Annotated in this window: 13 protein-coding genes and 1 pseudogene; 8 read left to right on the forward strand and 6 right to left on the reverse strand. The window is 45.6% G+C overall.

What is annotated here, in order from left to right; translation table 11 throughout:
* The 3 genes and pseudogenes from Q4519_RS13440 to Q4519_RS13450 all read right to left on the reverse strand — a co-directional run.
* Positions 1 to 423 (reverse strand): annotated as a pseudogene (locus tag Q4519_RS13440) (alpha-amylase family glycosyl hydrolase); the annotation flags it as partial.
* A 186-nt stretch (positions 424 to 609) separates the two neighbouring features.
* A complete protein-coding gene (locus tag Q4519_RS13445) occupies positions 610 to 1047 on the reverse strand; it encodes an NUDIX hydrolase (RefSeq protein ID WP_303513028.1) in 438 nt (145 codons plus the stop codon).
* Positions 1048 to 1190: 143 nt separating this feature from the next.
* Complete coding sequence (locus Q4519_RS13450) at positions 1191 to 1841, reverse strand: HAD family phosphatase (RefSeq protein ID WP_303513029.1); 651 nt, start codon at positions 1839 to 1841, stop codon at positions 1191 to 1193.
* Positions 1842 to 2007: 166 nt separating this feature from the next.
* Between Q4519_RS13450 and Q4519_RS13455 the strand changes: the two genes are divergently transcribed.
* Positions 2008 to 3774: a M61 family metallopeptidase gene (locus Q4519_RS13455; protein ID WP_303513031.1), complete on the forward strand. Its 1767-nt coding sequence runs from the start codon at positions 2008 to 2010 to the stop codon at positions 3772 to 3774.
* 627 nt (positions 3775 to 4401) lie between these two features.
* Here Q4519_RS13455 and Q4519_RS13460 read toward each other — a convergent pair.
* The gene (locus Q4519_RS13460) at positions 4402 to 5286 is read right to left on the reverse strand and encodes an NmrA family NAD(P)-binding protein (RefSeq protein WP_303513033.1); all 885 of its coding nucleotides are present in this window, start codon (positions 5284 to 5286) and stop codon (positions 4402 to 4404) included.
* A 105-nt stretch (positions 5287 to 5391) separates the two neighbouring features.
* Between Q4519_RS13460 and Q4519_RS13465 the strand changes: the two genes are divergently transcribed.
* From Q4519_RS13465 to Q4519_RS13485, 5 genes are all read left to right on the forward strand, one after another.
* The gene (locus Q4519_RS13465) at positions 5392 to 6291 is read left to right on the forward strand and encodes a LysR family transcriptional regulator (protein ID WP_303513035.1); all 900 of its coding nucleotides are present in this window, start codon (positions 5392 to 5394) and stop codon (positions 6289 to 6291) included.
* A 227-nt stretch (positions 6292 to 6518) separates the two neighbouring features.
* Positions 6519 to 7235 carry a transporter substrate-binding domain-containing protein gene (locus tag Q4519_RS13470; protein ID WP_303513038.1) on the forward strand — a complete coding sequence of 239 codons (717 nt, stop codon included), beginning with the start codon at positions 6519 to 6521 and terminating at the stop codon, positions 7233 to 7235.
* Between the two features lie 33 nt (positions 7236 to 7268).
* Positions 7269 to 7781 carry a ClbS/DfsB family four-helix bundle protein gene (locus Q4519_RS13475; protein WP_303513042.1) on the forward strand — a complete coding sequence of 171 codons (513 nt, stop codon included), beginning with the start codon at positions 7269 to 7271 and terminating at the stop codon, positions 7779 to 7781.
* A gap of 130 nt (positions 7782 to 7911) precedes the next feature.
* Entirely contained in the window at positions 7912 to 8349 is a 438-nt protein-coding gene (locus Q4519_RS13480; RefSeq protein ID WP_303513045.1) for a YtoQ family protein, read from the forward strand.
* Positions 8350 to 8560: 211 nt separating this feature from the next.
* On the forward strand, positions 8561 to 10171 hold the full coding sequence (locus Q4519_RS13485; RefSeq protein ID WP_303513048.1) for a trypsin-like serine protease: 1611 nt from the start codon (positions 8561 to 8563) through the stop codon (positions 10169 to 10171).
* Positions 10172 to 10504: 333 nt separating this feature from the next.
* Here the strand turns inward: Q4519_RS13485 and ccoG are convergent, their stop codons facing one another.
* The gene (gene ccoG, locus Q4519_RS13490; RefSeq protein WP_303513052.1) at positions 10505 to 11938 is read right to left on the reverse strand and encodes a cytochrome c oxidase accessory protein CcoG; all 1434 of its coding nucleotides are present in this window, start codon (positions 11936 to 11938) and stop codon (positions 10505 to 10507) included.
* Positions 11939 to 12133: 195 nt separating this feature from the next.
* Positions 12134 to 13561: a sigma-54-dependent Fis family transcriptional regulator gene (locus Q4519_RS13495; RefSeq protein WP_232803326.1), complete on the reverse strand. Its 1428-nt coding sequence runs from the start codon at positions 13559 to 13561 to the stop codon at positions 12134 to 12136.
* A gap of 230 nt (positions 13562 to 13791) precedes the next feature.
* On the opposite strand from Q4519_RS13495, the gene Q4519_RS13500 reads away from it, so the two are divergent.
* The gene (locus Q4519_RS13500) at positions 13792 to 14862 is read left to right on the forward strand and encodes an efflux RND transporter periplasmic adaptor subunit (protein WP_303513054.1); all 1071 of its coding nucleotides are present in this window, start codon (positions 13792 to 13794) and stop codon (positions 14860 to 14862) included.
* On the forward strand, positions 14863 to 17955 hold the full coding sequence (locus Q4519_RS13505) for a multidrug efflux RND transporter permease subunit (protein WP_303513056.1): 3093 nt from the start codon (positions 14863 to 14865) through the stop codon (positions 17953 to 17955).
* The last annotated feature ends 35 nt before the right edge of the window (positions 17956 to 17990 follow it).

A 17990-nucleotide genomic window follows, 5' to 3' on the forward strand; every position in this document is an offset into this window, starting at 1 on the left:
GCGCATAAACCAGCTGATGTTTTTAAGGCGACTGCGCCATTCAGCAATTAATTCAGCCACTACCGCTTGCTCTGCACTGGTTTGCTCTTTTCCCATTAACCAATCATCTACCAGCATGGGCATGGCAAACAACTGCTGCCAACGAGCTGCGACTTCTGCATCCGATAAGTTACGGTTTTCAGCTAAATTAATGTGCAATATCAGATGGTAATGATTACTCATAATGGCGTAAGCGCAGACATCGATGGTGAAAATGCTCGCCAGCTGCTTTAGCTTTTCAAGCACCCAAGGTTTGCGATGTTCGTAACTTTGGTGGGTGTAGTGATCGATGCCGCATAAAAAAGCACGGCGCACGCAACGGCTGGTGACATGATAGTACGGAGTTGATTCAGGGCAAATCAACTGCCCGCGAGGTAAAGTCATGGCCACATCCTGCTCAATAAGTGGTTTTTAAACTATGGCTCAGGATGTGAATTAGTGCAAAAAGTGATGGATGTCCTGATATCTGCAAAAAGTGATGGATGTCCTGATATCTGCTGATATCTGATGTCCTGATATCTTACGCGAGTCTACAACCCGCCGCGTAGCGGTAAATTTAGGGCTGTATTGCTACAGCGTTTTGTGACTCTTTTCTAGTGACGAAACGAACCCTTCTGGGTAAAGGATTTTTTGGCCACTAGTGAATTCATTAATATGCACCCAAAGTGCTTTAAATTTGTTGCCTCCTTCATTACCAATAAATTCACGACTTTTATAATATGCAGGGTCTGCAAACTTCGCATCTAAGATACATACTACCTCATGACCAGGCTTACCGTTGTATTCGAAAATGTTTTCAAAAACTTGAACATCATTATCTACAATAATATTTGTGCCCAACTCCTCTTGGAACTCACGGACAGCAGCTTCTTTTGCTAATTCACCAAACTCTATTCCTCCCCCAATAGGTCGATAGAAAATTTCATCTTTTTTAGGATCGTAACCTTCTAGCACAAATATGTGGTTGTCTTTTTCGATCTTACAAATAGCAATATTCCTAATACTCAAATCGCTTTCCTCTAAAACTAACGTTTCTTAGGCTCCATAATGGGGTGATAAAACACCCAAAACGGCGCCTAAAACATATCCAAAATACTTACATTGTTTTTATCTAAGTTAAACAACGCTTTATCGCGTAATAATTTCCGCTCCTACCTTTGCTGTTGCAACATTGCCAAAACCTGATGCAGCGACGGCGAAACTTGATGACCAAGGGCAAGAATCTCCGCGTCTGGCTCGGTTAGGTCGGGAATTTGAAAAGTGATCATATTGGCTGATACTGTGGCGCGCACGCCGTTGTTGGAGTCTTCAAACGCCAAACAATGCTGCGGCGCGATGCCTAAGCGCTCGGCCGCGAGCAAGTAAATATCAGGGGCCGGTTTGCCATGCTCCACCTCACAGCCTGTAGTGAAATGGTCGAAGTAATGATCAAGCTGAGCCAATTTTAGCTTAATGCCCGCCACATCTTTTTTCGTCGAGGTGGCAACGGCTGCAGGAATATGATTGGCCTTAAGCCATTCTAACAACTCAATCACCCCGTCTTTTACTGGGATGGCCTGATGCAACACAATGGCGTTATAGCGCTCACGCCAAGCTTGATGTACGGCGGGGTAGTTATCGCCATAGTAGTTACGCAAAATATGCTCAATGCCCGTTGCATTACGGCCGATGATGGAAAGGTAGATGGTTTTATCAAACGGTACTTGTACTTCATCGCAAGCTTGCTGAAATACCTGCATACACACCCGCTCGGTATCGAGTAGTAGACCATCCATGTCGAAAATTGCGGCTTTAAATTTCATTGGTTTACTCTCTTGGGAAGCGTTGCCGTTATTGTCACATATTCTAATGCATTGAGGTATGGCTAGGTAGAGGCCATGGCGTGAGCCATTTTCAGCGTTAATTGCACCGCTTAGCTATTTTTGGCAGCATGCTTGCCATACGGAGTTTTCTAACGGAGTTGTATTCATGCATTACCATATTCACGCTATTGATCCTAAAGCCCATTTATTTGCCGTTACCCTGACCATTGAAGCAGCTCAAGCGCAACAAGTGTTGTACTTACCCGCATGGCTACCGGGCAGTTATATGATCCGTGATTTTGCCAAAAACCTGATTGATATTCAGGTGCAAGACGCCAACCAACAGCCATTAGCCTTAACTCAGCTAGATAAGCAAACTTGGCGAGTGAATAATGACGCAGGGCAAATTCAGTTAACCTATCAAGTGTATGCGTGGGACTTATCGGTGCGCACCGCCCATTTAGACACCACTCATGGCTTTTTCAATGGCAGCAGTGTGTTTTTAGGCGCGAAGGGCTTAGAAGAAACTCCTCATAGCGTGACCATCGCTGCGCCAGCATTAAGCGAACTGGCCGATTGGAAAGTGGCGACCAGCATGACCCGCACCGCCGGCGATCAATTTGGCTTTGGCGAATTCAGTGCGCCTAATTACGATGACTTGATTGACCACCCGGTGGAAATGGGCGATCTCATCATCGACACCTTTATCGCCGCTGGCGTGCCTCACGATGTGGTGTTAAGTGGTAAGCATCGCTGCAATATGGCGCGCCTATGCCAAGATTTAAAAGCCATTTGTGAATATCAAATAAACTTGTTTGGCACGCCCGCGCCGTTTGCACGCTATGTATTTATGACCACGGTATTGGGCAATGGTTTTGGCGGCTTAGAGCATAAAGCCTCAACGGCCTTGATGTGTTCACGGGGTGATTTACCCACCGCGAGCGATCTTAATGCGCCGGTGGAAAAAGGCTACCGCACTTATTTATCCCTGTGTAGCCATGAGTATTTTCACAGTTGGAATGTCAAACGGATCAAGCCTGCGGAGTTCACCCCGTTTGATTTGTCGCAAGAGGCTTACACCCAACAATTATGGGCCTACGAAGGCATTACTTCTTACTATGATGACTTTATTACCTATCGCTCGGGCTGTGTCGATCAAAGCCAATATTTGACCATGCTCAGTGAAATTGCCACTCGCGTTTATCGCGGCAAAGGCCGCTTTAAACAAAGCCTGAACGACTCGAGCTTTAACGCGTGGACTAAGTTTTATAAACAAGATGAAAACGCCGCCAACGCCATTGTTAGTTATTACACCAAGGGCTCGCTGTTTGCGCTGTTTTTAGACCTGACCCTGCGCACCGAAAGCCAAGGCCAATACAGCCTAGACGACGTGATGCGCCAACTGTGGCAAGACTACGGCTTAACCGGCAAGGGCACGGATGTGACCAGCCATCAACGCATTGTTGAGGGCTTATTAAATCGCAACTGCGACGACATCTTTACATATCTGAGTAACACCGATGATTTACCCCTTGCAGATTTGTTCGCCAAAGTGGGCATCAAGATGGAACTGCGCAGCAGTAAAGGCAGCACAGATCAAGGCGGCGCAGGGGTAGAAGGTGACAAAATTGGCTTTGGCGCTCGCACCAAGGCAGAAGGTTTTGGTTTGCGGGTATTAACCGTGAGTCAGGGTAGCCCAGCGCATCAAGCCGGTTTAAGCGCGGGCGACTTATTAATTGCCGCCGATAACCTACAAGTAAACGCACAATTTGAACAACAGCTGCAAAGCTACTCAGTGGGCGCCGTGATCAAGCTACATTGGTTCCGCCGTGATGAATTAATGCAAGGTGAATTGCGGGTGACAGAAGCGGTTAAAGACACCGTGAGCTTAAGTATTAGTGACGCCGAATTAAGCAAACTGTGGTTGTTGTAACAGGTTGTTGTATAAGTGTTGTGGGAGCTGAGCTTGCTCAGCGAAAAAAATAACTATTCCCTGAGCAAGCTCAGGTCCCACAAAAAACACAGGCCGTGCAGCTTAACGGCATGTTGATGTACGGTGTGCCGCTATTTGTGGGGATGTCGTTTATTGCTAATCAGCCATTTGCGTAAGGTTTACCTACGCCAGCGCCGCCATTCACTTAGATTTTTGGTTCTTCATTGGCCAAGTGTTTGGGTTGATAACTTGGTTTATCAATGAAAAGCGCTTTTTAAAGAAACTAAAAACCGCGAAAGTCATTATAAAGGTGCGTGGGACAGGCATCTTTTCTAACCGAGCAATTAAGTGACTGTCCCGCACTTGAGTCCATGCGTTAAGGGTTGGAGCCGAAGTCATTCGGCGATATTGATAGCAATTAAATATGGTAAATAACTGTTTTTTATCACTTAAGGGCGGGTTTCAATCATTTTCCCGCTTCATGCATACCTGAGCAGTCATTGAAGTGCAGCGCCCTCAGCCAATAAAAGAGCTAGACAGACCATTTTCTCAGCCCCTGCTTCTAATAGTAAGCGAGATGCTAGTTGCCTAGCATCTTCGCGGTTTACCTTTATTCCCTAATTCGGTCTATTCTGTCACCTGCTTGAGCAGGGTTTCAATGGTAATACTCCCTGATCGGTGCTCGATGCTATCGTTTTTATTAAAGGCGATATGGCCAGAGTTCAGCCCCTTGGTCATTTCGATAAAGCCAGCCAGTGCCGCAGGTGAAAAACCTTGCCCAGCCATGGCTTGTTGCCAATGACTTTCAGGTATGGCGACCGCAGCTATTGGTTTATCAAGCTGTGCGGCCAAGTGATGCGCAACATCATGGGGTGAATAATCGGCGGGGCCGGTCAAATTGATCGCCCTTGTTCCCTGCCAATTCTCGCAAAGTACTTGGGCGGCAATTTCGCCGATGTCTTGGGTTGCGATCATCGGAATTTTACGTTCAAGAGGCGCAAGAAAGCTGGCTAACTCGCCTTGCGCTCTGGCTGATGCGATTAATGGCTGCCAGTTTTCCATAAAATAAGCCGCACGTAAAAAAGCGAGGTTTAGATCTGTTTGGCTTAAACGTTGCTCTAAAGTTCTATTCATCCCAATCCAACCTGTGTCTGATGCTTGCTCGGCACCGACCGACGATAACGCCACTAGCTTAGGTAGTTTTGCCGCCACTGCTGCGTCGGCAATCACGTTCGCCATCACCTCGGCTTGTGCAAATAAATCAGGCTGTGAGTATTGCGGTGGGCTGACGATATAGGCAGCGGTTACACCCGACAGTGCATTAGTCAACATCGCTGCATTGCTTAAATCGGCAACGGCTACTTCTGCCCCTTGTTGTTGCCAATACGCCCCTTTCGTTGCATCGCGTACCACCACGCGCACCTGTTTGCCTGCTGTTATTAAGGCTTGAGCGGTGGCGGCTCCTGTACGACCGCTCACCCCTGTTACTGCATATAGCTCTGCTTTAGTCATTATTTTCTCCGGTTATTTGACGCTGTTATAGAATCAATAACGCTGATCTTATAGACTGCAAAAACATAATAAAAATGCATGTTTGTAATGCTAGGTATGCTTAAAATGGATTTAAATAAGGTTGACCTTAACCTACTCAAATTATTAAGCGCACTTTTAACCGCGCGTAATGTCACAGTGGCAGGGCAAATGGTGGGCTTGAGCCAGCCGGCGGCAAGTCGAGGGTTGGCGCGGTTACGTCAGCTATTTAATGACCAATTATTTGTGCGCACTGCTCAAGGTTGGCAGTTAACGCCGCGCGCCGAAGCTTTGTCGGGGTCAGTCGCGAGGCTGCTCGAAGATGCAAAAGCCATTGTCGCGCCAGCTACGTTTGAGCCGAGCACGGCGCAGTGTCGGTTTACAATTGCTACGGCGGATCATTTAGCCGCGCTGTTGATGCCTAAGTTACTGTCTAAATTGGCCAAGCATGCGCCGGGTGTGGATTTAGTGATCCCGGCTAGAGCGGGTAACAACATTCATTTGGTCGCAGAGGGCGGCGCAGATTTTGCGATTGGCGTTTATGATGATTTACCGGCAAGATTTTATCAACGCAGGCTGTTCAATGAAGACTTTGTCTGCCTTGTTCGCCGCGATCATCCGGTACTGGCTAAGCCCTTTACCTTGGCGCAATTTGCTTCATTGTCACATATCTCAGTGAGTATCACGGGGATGGGCAATAGTGCAGTCGATGAAGCCTTAGCTAAGCAAGGCCTGAAACGAAGAGTAGCGGTGCGGTTGCCGCACTTTTTAGCAGCGCCCATGTTAGTGGCTGAAACGGATATGGTGTTAACACTGCCAAGTAGATTCGCGCAGCAAATTGCCAGTATGCTCCCTGTTGCAGTGCTGGCGCACCCTCTCAACATTGACTCTTTTACTCCATCAATTATCTGGCATGGCAGGCAACACGATAATCCCGCGCATATTTGGCTGCGAAATTTAATAGTAGCCATTGCTGAGGAGCTGTAATAAAAGTGGGCACTGAATATTGTTGGGTCGACTAAGCAAGATGAAAAATAAACATAGTTAAGTATTGGTCATGTCAGTCACCCTGCTAAACTTGGTGTTATTGTGGGTGGCTAAGTTAAATTTATTCAGTAGGTTAGTTTCTTATCAGTTGAGATGCTCTCGCATACACTGTTGTAAATAATTTAACGAGTTCACCTAAGTTTAATGAAATGCTTTTGAGGATGTTCATGACCAGATGTGCCCTGTTTGTCATTTTACTGACTCTTTTTAGCTGCTTTAGCTCTGTCGCCAAAGAAGTGTACGTGTGTGGCATGGCTCAAGGGTTTCATCCTTATCAGTTTAGTGAGAATGGCGAGCCTAAAGGGTTGGACTATCAGCTTTTTCAAAAGATGGCCGCTAAAATGAACGTACCTGTGCAAATTTGGCTGGGTGATTGGGATGATGTGGTAGCCAAGCTTAGATTTGGTCAATTAGACTGTGCGATTGGCATGGAATGGAACCAAACACGTGACAAATATTTTGATTTTACAACACCTTATTACATGCGGCGAAGCGCCATATTTGTATTGAAACATGATAGTAAAATTAACGATTTGCATGATCTGGACAAGCAGTTAGTGGTGGGTGACCGACACTCATATTTTGAACGTTACCTCAAGGAGCAGCAAATCGAAGTGCGGAATAAGCGCACACATTCAAAAGAGCAATCGTTCATGTTATTACAGCAAAAACAATATAAAGCCATGATTGCACCACTACAAGTCGGCTATTACCTTGCAGACAAATATCATGTTGAGCTGAAAGTGCTAAGTCTTAGCCCTGCGGGGACGCCTGTGTCTATGGTGGTACAGAAAGGCAATAAAGCGCTGTTATATAAAATGGAGAAAGCGTTACAGGAACTAATAGTAGAGAATGAAATATCGCCTATCTTTCAGCGTCAGTAAGTTTAGTTGCCCTAAAATTGATCAGAGTACGTTATGTCATCCATTCCCCAATCTAAAGACGAACTACTGCTTGCCATCAATGGTATTTTTACCAAATTAATGGCCGATTATCGTGTTATTTCAGCGGGTATTTCACGCGATAATGGAGTGGAAGGCAATATTAAAGGCACGCAAATCAGTGTTTGCGACACAGTGGCTTACCTAATCGGTTGGGGCAAGTTAGTGTTGAAATGGCAGCGTTTAAAGTCGCAAGGGCTACCCGTTGATTTTCCGGAAACGGGTTATAAATGGAACCAGCTTGGCTTATTGGCAGATCATTTTCATCAAGAATACCGCGATTGGCAGTACGAAGATTTACTCAATGAGCTTGAATCCACTGTGGCTGATGTCGTTGACTTGATTTCAAGCTTAAGTAATGCCGAGCTTTATGAAAAACCTTGGTATAACCAATGGACATTGGGTCGGATGATCCAATTCAATACCTCATCACCAATGAAAAATATACGCACTAAGGTAAGGCGTTTTAAGAAAATGAAAGGCTGCTAAGTTCTTTTTTGAGCGTTAACAGTGGCTTTAGGTTAGCCTGACACATTGGAGCTTGATTAGGTTTGCTACCATGCTCAAGATAGTGACTCATATAAATTCATTTGTTACTCAAGAAAAATAGGCGGTTTAGATGAAGTATGTAGTTTATCTATCAGGTGAGATTCATAGCGATTGGCGCGAGCAAATTATCCAAGGCTGCGCGTGCAAAGGGCTTAATATCCAATTTACCTCTGCTATCACTGATCATGAGTCCAGTGATGCCGCGGGCGATGGTTTAGGAATGGAAACATCTTCTTTTTGGCGTGATCATAAATCGGCTAAGGTAAATGCCATCCGCACCCAAACAGCGATAAAAAACTGTGATTTAGCGGTAATACGCTTTGGTGCTAAGTATAAACAATGGAATGCTGCGTTTGATGCCGGCTATTGTGCAGCATTGGGCAAACCTTATATCACGTTACATGATGAAGATTTAGTTCACGCATTAAAAGAAGTTGATGGGTCGGCGCAGGCTTGGGCAACAACACCCGCTCAAGTAATTGAAATATTGTCTTACTTATCAGCATAGCTGAGTGTATTTGCTGTTAGCTAAAAACATACACAAGGGCTAGGTCTAAAGTGATGTTGCCCTTTCGCTATTTTTTTAATACTCATGGTCTCACTAGACGAGCTTTTAATTTTGCAGCTGCGTGAACCCTATGTATTACAGATTTGTTAATTGTGTTATTTAATTGATGTTTCTATCTTTATGCTTCTGATAAATAACAAGGAGTGTTTACGTGGAAGCAATCAAATTCTTTAACAAGAAAATGTCAACAGTACTGATCTCGGCGGCTATTTGCGGCCCAGTGATGATGCAAAGTGTTCAAGCAGTGGAGCCAACCGACCTAATTCAACCAAAAATTGTCGGTGGAGGTCTTGCTAACACCAGTGAGTGGCAATTTTATACGCAAATTTTAAATTCTAATACGACAACCGCTTTTTGTGGTGGTAGCTATATTGGTGATGGTTATGTTTTGACCGCGGCACACTGTGTTAAAAACAAACCCGCGATCTTTTTGCACGTAGAGGTTGCTGGGTTTACCCTTAACGGTGGCGTTGGCGATCGCATTCAAGTTGCCGAAAAATTTGTTCATCCTCTGTTTAACACCAGTACCTTGAACCACGATGTGGCCTTATTGAAGCTAGAGCGTGAGCCCACGGTTGGCCAGCCAGTTAGCTTGGCGCAAGGCAGTGTTGAGCAATACGCTCGTACGGGTGACTTAATTACTGTCGCGGGCTTAGGTCGTTTAAGTGAAAACGGTGGTCGCGCTGGGCAACTAGAAGAAGTAGACGTGCCATTGGTTTCTGATGCGGTATGTAATCAATCCGGTGGCTCTTATGCCAATGTTGGTGATGTGGCTTTCTGTGCGGGTTATCCGCAAGGTCAAAAAGACTCTTGTAGTGGTGACAGCGGTGGCCCTATTGTTGTCGATACCGGCGGTCAGCGTGTACAACTGGGTATTGTAAGCTGGGGTGTAGGTTGTGCTAGACCGGGTAAATACGGTGTTTATGCCGATGTTGCCGCCCTAAGAGATTGGATTGACGGTATTAAAGCGGGTGAAAAACCGCTTTCACTGTCTTATCTTGCTAATCAGCAGCTTAATGATTTTGCTTTAGGCGCTGTGGTTAACCATACTTTCCGTATCCGTAATAGTGGTGACAGCGATGTTAGTATTAACTCTTTAAACTTGAGCGCCAGTGGCGTGGCGACTTCGCCCGTGACAACCAGCGATACCTGTAACAGCGCGACATTGGCTGCTAATCAAAGCTGTGAAGTGGGCGTTGAGTTTGGCGCGAGTCAGGCTGGTGTGGCTAAGGTTGCCTTGAACTTTAAAGTGGATCAAAGTGATTTAACATACACGGCCAACGTTAGCGCGAAAGCCATTGATGAAGATGTTGTTATTCCAGACACCGGCATTACCCCGTTTGTGGCGGGTAAAACCAAGCCAGTAAATGGTCAAATTTACAGCTATGCAGGGCAATGTTTTAAAGCTAAAAACACCCCAGGCGTTTGGGAAACACCAAAAGCAGGTTCGTGGTTCTGGAGTGTTACTGCTTGTGCAACAACACCAACTGTTGAACCAACCATCGAGCCAACAGTAGAACCGACAATGGAACCTACGGTTGAGCCTACTGTCGCTCCAACCATTGCGCCAACCATTGCGCCAACAGTTGAGCCGACTCAGCCGCCACAAGGTGTGATTGAGTTCGTATTAGGTCAAACTAAGGTAAATAATGGTGACATTATTTCTTACCAAGGTGAGTGTTTTGCTGCGAAAAATAACCCAGGTACATGGGAGCCACCAAAAGCGGGTTCTTGGTTCTGGACTGCAGTAACTTGCCCATAATAGCTTGATTTAAAAAGTAACCAAAAGGGATGCATTGCATCCCTTTTTTGTTTCTAGTTATCGGCGGAGTGACAAGAGTAAAGGCTTCGCCATACGGTCTCTATCGAAATTAACTAACCCGAATCTTGGATAAGCGAACATAGTATATTTTCCTGCAAAAACGCTGCAAAAACGCTGTGAATATGTCCTTATAAGCTTTGCGTTTTCATCCCTGAAAACGCAATTTTGCCGTAAAACATACTTTATTTAGTTGCGTTAAGCTTAAACAGAACAGAGGTTAACTAGTCGTTAGGTTGGCTCTGCCACCCACAAGGTGGCAGATTTGGTCAGAAGTTAACCCTGCGAAAAGAACACCAGTGGCTGACTCTGCTGCTGATTTAGCTCATCCGCCTCCACTCTCTCTGCTGAAGCGTTAGGCTTTATCGCCACTTCATTGGCGGTTAAAGTAAAGGTTACCCGCGATGAAGCCAGCTCATAAGGATCGGCTTGAAGTGTTAGTGGGAGTGATAACATTTCACCAGGGGCGAGGGTGACATCAGGTGAGTTAAGTAAGGTAAGGGGCTGATCGCTATTAATCACTAAGCGATATTGCTGAGTATATTGGGTTTTATTAAGCATTTTTACGGTGTAGGTGTTTTCCACCCAACCCTCATTGTTATACCTAAATAACTCACTGCGATCGCGTAATACGTTGAGCTCAAGTGGTTTTAAGTTAATGCTTTGTATAATAGTGGCACTGGCAATTAACGTGGCGACTATGCCATAACCCCATACCCTAAGCCGACTGGGTTTAGCGGCTTGTCCTTTCAAGCTGGCCTCACTGGCAAAACGAATTAGGCCTTGTTCATAACCAAAGTTAGCCATGGTTTGATTACAAGCATCGGCGCACAGGCCGCAGTTAATGCATTCATATTGCAGGCCGTCACGAATATCGATCCCCGTTGGGCACACTTGTACACATAAATTACAATCAATACAGTCGCCTAAGCCTGCTTGTTTCAGTTCGGCTTGGGTTTTGTTGCGTTTGCGTGGGCCGCGCTCTTCGCCACGTACGGTATCATAGGTGATAGTTTTGGTGTTGGCATCAAACATGGCCGACTGAAAGCGTGAGTATGGACAGCAATGTAGACACATTTTTTCTCGCATTAAGCCAGCGTTTACATAAGTACAGGCAACAAAAAACCAGACCCAAAAACCCTGCCAGAATGACACTTCAAAGCTAACCACTTCAGCCAATAGTGTATGAATGGGTAAAAAGTAGCCAATAAAAGTGACGCCACTAACAAAGGCTATCAGCAACCAAGAGCTGTGTTTTGCCAATCTGAAGCCGGCTTTTTTGAGGCTCCAAGGCGCTTGGTCGAGTTTTTTACGTTGGTTAGCGCTGCCTTCAATTTTGTTTTCAAACCACACAAAGATCAGTGTCCAAACGGTTTGTGGGCAGGTAAAGCCACACCACACTCGACCGTATAAGTTGGTGACCAAAAACAGCATAAAGGCGGAAAAAATCAGTCCACCAGCCAGTAAGGTAAAATCTTGTGGCCAAATGGTGATGTTGAAGAAGTAGAATTTTTGCTCGCTAATTGAGAGTAAAATTGCTTGGCGATCTTGCCACTCCAGCCAAGGCAAGATGAGAAACAATAAGAATAAAAAGCCACTGAAATACTGGCGAACACGTTGAAACTTGCCCTGAGTTTCACGGATATAGATTTTTCCGTCAGGGCTGCTTGTTGCATCAATCACTTTAACGGGGATCGGTTTTGCTTCCATTTCGTTACCACATTGTTTTTTATTTTAGTGGTTGGACTAGGGCAAGAAGTGTGCCGAAATTAATTAACGTTAAACTTCTGATTTTATGGGTTTATTTTGTTTTGGCCTAGGTTGTTTTTCGTGATATATCGCTAATTCGCTATATTTAGCGAATTAGCCGTTGATTAGTTAGGGTTTTATCTTGTCATACTGCGTTTATTTACGCTTATGAATACCGAGCTTTTTCATTTTTGAACGCAAAGTGCTTTCTGGTACGCCAGCAATTTGCGCGGCGCCATGGGGGCCACTAATCCGACCTTGAGTTTGTTTGATGAGTGCTCGTATATACTCTGTCTCCATTTGCTTGAGGCTTTTGTTGTGGTTTTTCTGTTTGCCTCGGTCAGCATTAAGTGGCGTGGTTAGAGTCAGGTAGTTGTCTTGGCAAATAATGGCTTCACGCTCTAATACATTTTGTAGTTCGCGAATGTTGCCCGGCCAAGAATAAGCCATTAACTCATTTAGGGTTTGGCTGGTAGCATGAGTGATTGATTTACCAAGTTTTTTGTTTAGTTGTGACAGGATGCTCGAGACTAATAAGGGTACATCTGCTATGCGTTGGGTAAGGCTAGGTACTTCAATAGGAAATACATTTAAGCGATAAAACAAGTCCATTCGAAAGCTGCCAGCTTCAACCATTTTACTCAAATCGCGATTGGTTGCGGCAATAATGCGAATATCCACCTTGATGGTTTTACTGCCACCCACCCGCTCTAATTCCTGCTCTTGTAGCACGCGTAATAACTTTGATTGCGCCGCAGGGCTTAGCTCACCTATTTCATCTAAAAATAAGGTGCCTTTGTCGGCCAATTCAAAACGGCCTTTACGACGCTCGAATGCACCGGTGAAAGCGCCTTTTTCATGGCCAAACAGCTCACTTTCCAACAAATTAGGTGAAATTGCTGCGCAGTTTACTTTCACCAGTGGCCGATTTTGGCGTTGGCTTAAACTATGTAGGCTGCGCGCGACCAGCTCTTTACCGGTGCCGTTTTCGCCGCGTATTAACACCGTACTGTCGGTGCTTGCTACTAGCTTAATTTGCGCCATCATGGCATTAAATATTGGGGTGTTACCCACCATGCCATGAATATTATGCTCGTTGTCGATTTCAGTTTTTAGATAGAGGTTTTCATCTTGCAGTTGTTGCGATAAGGCTTGTACTTGTTTTAATGCATTGCGCAACGCTTGCTCGGTTTGCCGTTGTAGTGATATATCGCGAAATATCGCCACCACGCCGATCATGCGCTCGTCTTTGTAAATAGGGGTAGAAGTGTATTCAACAGCAAAGCAGCTACCGTCTTTGCGCCAGAACACTTCGTTATCGATATGTCTGGGTTTGCCGTCGTGTAAAGTGGCGTAAATATGGCATTCTTCCATCGGATAATGGCTGCCATCACTGTGGCTGTGATGATGAAACTGATGAATGGATTGGCCAATTAACTCATCAGCACGCCATTGGGTCATTTGCTCGGCGGCCTTATTAATAAATACCGCATGGCCATTTAAATCAAAGCCATAAATACCTTCACCCACGGCATCAAGCAGTAATTGGTTTTCCGGTAAAAACTCGGCTACGCCTTTATTCATTGTCGGGTCCAGTATTATCCTTGGGTTGATTGTGCGTAGTATAACTTTATTCGCGAAATATCACGACATATCTATTGGTATCAGCCCTCATTGTGCATGACTCACCCAGCCTTTACGCTTCTTTACTCAAGTTAGCAATCCCTTTAAAGCGATTCTTGTTATATTGCGCTTTCTTTGTGTTTTAATCGTATGTCTGGTTTATTGGCAGCATAGTTAGGTGGGAATTTGTGATGACCAAGACAAAGTGGTCGATGTTACTGTTAGTTAGTGGTTTAGCGGCAGTTTTGTATTACGGTTGGATTGGCTCAAGTGAAGCGGTTAAGCCTAGTGTAAAAGCAACGCGTCAGGTTGAAGTGGTGACGGGTGAAGTGCAAGCTTATGGCGTAGCGCAACGATTAAGCCTAGTGGGCAGTTTAACGGCGCAGCAGTCTGTCGACTTGGCTTTTCAAATATTTGCGCCAGTGGCTGATATTTTAGTTAAAGCCAATGCTGAAGTGGTTCCCAATCAAGTGTTGGTGCAGTTAGATGACAGTAAAGCTCGCGCAGCCTTTGTTGAAGCGCAATCAGTATTAACTGAAGAGCAACGCAAACTTAAAGAATTTCAACGAATTGTCAGTCGCGGTGCAATTACTCAGACCGAGCTAGACGCGCAGCGCGCCAGTGTTGATGTCGCCAGCGCACGGTTAGCGGCAGCGCAGGCAGCGCTTGACGATCACCAATTACGAGCACCATTTGCTGGCACGCTGGGGTTAATTGATGTCAATTTAGGTGATATGAAAACCGTTGGCGAGGCGGTGATGAACCTAGATAACCTCAATACTATGCGGCTAGATTTATCGGTACCTGAGCGTTATCTTTCACAAATTTCTACGGGTATGAGCATTATCGCCAAGGCGCGAGCTTGGCCTGAGCATAACTTTGTTGGTCAAGTGGTCGCCATTGACTCACGTGTTAATCAAGACACTTTAAACGTGCGGGTGCGGGTGAACTTTGATAATCCCGACAAGCGGCTTAAGCCGGGCATGTTTATGTCGGCAACCATGACATTTCCTGAGCAAACGGCACCGGTTATTCCAGTACAGGCATTAGAATATTCAGGCACGAAACGGTTTGTTTATCTGTTGCAAGAAGATGGCACTGTCGCCCGTACCGAGGTGGTGTTGGGCGCTAGGGTAAATAATGATGTGTTAATTGAATCAGGCTTAGCGGTAGGCGACCAAATTGTAGTGCAAGGCTTGGTGAATATGCGTGATCGTATCAAAGTAAAAGATTTACAGGCAGCCAACGGGGAACCGAGTTAGATGTTACTTTCTGATGTTGCTATCAAGCGGCCTGTTTTCGGTATTGTATTAAGCTTACTGTTAGTTATTTTTGGGCTTGTTTCGTTTACTAAGATGTCAGTGCGGGAAATGCCTGAGGTCGAGAACCCGGTTGTTACCATTAACACCACCTACACGGGGGCTTCGGCATCGATCATGGAAAGCCAAGTCACCAAAACCTTAGAAGACCAGCTCAGTGGTATTAGTGGTATCGACAATATTACCTCGGTCAGTCGCAATGGTATGTCGCGCATTACTATCAATTTTTTGCTGGATTGGAATATTACCGAAGGCGTTAGTGATGTTCGTGATGCAGTGGCTAGAGCGCAAGGGCGTCTGCCAGATGAAGCTGATGATCCAGTGGTATCGAAAGATAATGGCTCAGGGGAGCCCTCGGTTTACATTAATTTAGAATCTTCAGAAATGGATCGTACCCAGCTAACTGACTATGCCGAACGGGTGTTGGCTGATCGCTTTAGCTTTATTTCTGGTGTGAGTGACATTGGTATCAGCGGCGCCTTGTATAAGGTGATGTATGTACAGCTAGACCCTGAGTTAATGGCGGGTCGTGGCGTTACCTCTAGTGATGTGCTGAATGCATTAAAAAAAGAGAACATGGAAACACCAGGTGGTGAGGTGCGTAATGATGTGACCACCATGCCAGTGCGTACTAGTCGTCTTTATTTACAGCCTGAAGACTTTGAGTACCTTGCGGTAAAGCAAAACCCTAATGCCCCGCCAACCTATCTAAAATATATCGCTAAGGTATGGATTGGCGCGCAAAATGAAAGTTCAACCTTTAAAAGCAATGGGGTACAGAATTTAAGTTTAGGTATTATTCCCCAGTCTGACGCCAACCCTCTAACGGTAGCGAAGCAAGTACGCGCTGAGGTGGATAAACTACAAAGTGTATTGCCTGCGGGTACTCAGCTGTTTGTAGATTACGATGCCACGCTCTTTATTGAACGTTCTATCCAAGAAGTCTACAACACCTTAATGATTACCGGTGGCTTAGTGATCTTGGTGCTGTATCTATTTATTGGTCAAGCTCGCGCCACGTTCATTCCTGCTATTACCGTTCCTGTGTCGCTGATTTCGGCATTTATTGTGGCGTATTTCTTTGGTTTTTCAATCAATCTATTGACATTGATGGCGTTAATTCTGGCCATCGGTTTAGTCGTAGATGACACCATAGTGGTGATAGAAAATATTTTGCACTACTTAGAACAAGGGGAGTCGCCCTTGGTTGCCGCGTTTAAAGGCTGTCGTGAGGTGGGATTTGCAGTGGTTGCCACCACGTTAGTGTTAGTGATGGTGTTTATTCCCATCGCCTTTATGGAGGGTATGATTGGCCGCTTGTTTACCGAGTTTGCGGTGCTGCTTGCGATTGCAGTGAGCTTTTCATCTTTTGTCGCGCTGACCTTATCGCCAGTGCTGGCGAGTAAGTTGTTTAAAGGTGAATTAAAAAAAGGACCGATCGCACTAAAAATGGATGCAGGCTTTAGCCGCATAGAGCAAGGCTACCGTAGCTTATTAAGTAAAGTCGTGATTTATCCTTGGCTATCACCTGCTGTGATTTTGGCTTGTTTGCTAGGCTGTTATTATTTAGTGCAAGAGGTACCCAATCAGTTAGCGCCGCAGGAAGATCGCGGGGTGATTTTTGCTTTTGTGAAAGGCGCAGAGGGCACCAGTTATAACCGCATGATCAAAAATGTGGAACAAGTTGAGCGACAACTATTGCCCCTTGTTGGTCAGGGAACGATCCGCTCGATGAGTGTGCAAGCGCCTGCTTTTGGCGGCCGTGCCGGTGATAACACAGCCTTTGTGATCATGCAGTTAGAGGATTGGGAGCAACGTAGTATTAGTGCGTCTGACTCCCTTAAGCTGGTGAAAGACGCCTTAGTGGGCATACCTGATGTACGTGTTTGGCCAATGCTGCCAGGTTTTCGCGGCGGCTCAAGTGATCCGGTGCAGTTTGTATTGCGTGGCGGTGATTACAAAGAGCTGTTTGAGTATGCCAGTCAGTTAAAGGAAAGGGTGCAACAGAGTGGCCTGTTTACTGGGCCCGATTTAGATTACGCCGAAACCACACCTGAACTAGTCGTGCATATTGATCGCGCTCGCGCTGCGCAATTGGGGGTGAGCGTACAAGAAATTGCCGACACGTTAGAAGTGATGCTAGGTGGGCAGACAGAAACGACCTTTATCGATCGCGGTGAAGAATACGATGTATATCTGCGCGGCGATGAAAATCGTTTTAATAATGCCAGTGATTTAAGTCAAATATACCTGCGTACGCAAACTGGTGAGTTAATCACCCTCGACACGGTCACCGATATTGAAGAAGTGGCGTCGGCGCGGCGCCTGAGTCATTTGCAAAAGCAAAAGTCGATAACCTTAAGTGCCAGCTTAGCCGATGGCGTGACTTTAGGTGAGGGACTTGCCTACTTAGAGCAACAAGCCCAAACCATGTTACCCCCTGATATTAGTATGGATTACAGCGGTGAGTCGAAAGACTTTAAAGATAACCAAAGTGATATTCTCATCGTGTTTGCGCTGGCTCTGCTGGTGGCTTATTTGGTGTTAGCCGCGCAGTTTGAAAGCTTTATTAACCCGCTGGTGGTGATGTTTACGGTGCCCATGGGCATTGTGGGTGGCTTGCTTGGCTTGTGGTTAACGCAGGGCAGCTTAAACATTTACAGTCAAATTGGCATGATCATGCTAATTGGCATGGTAACCAAAAATGGTATTTTGATTGTTGAGTTTGCCAACCAATTACGCGACAAAGGCATTGCTTTTGAAGAGGCTGTGTTAGCGGCGGCATCAAGACGCTTACGCCCGATTTTAATGACCGCATTTACCACCTTAATAGGTGCTATTCCCTTGATTATGTCAACGGGAGCGGGCGCGGAAAGTCGCATCGCGGTGGGCACAGTGATCTTCTCAGGGATGGCACTGGCGACCTTAGTCACCTTATTCGTGATCCCGTCTATGTACCAACTGATGGCGCGTCACACCCATTCGCCTGAGTATGTGGCAAGGTTGTTGGATCAGCAGTTGAAAGCAAATGGCTAAGGGAAAACACACTTTTATCCTTGGTGAGGATTAAA

Source organism: Motilimonas sp. 1_MG-2023, from assembly GCF_030547455.1.
Lineage (GTDB): Bacteria > Pseudomonadota > Gammaproteobacteria > Enterobacterales > CBDFNC01 > Motilimonas.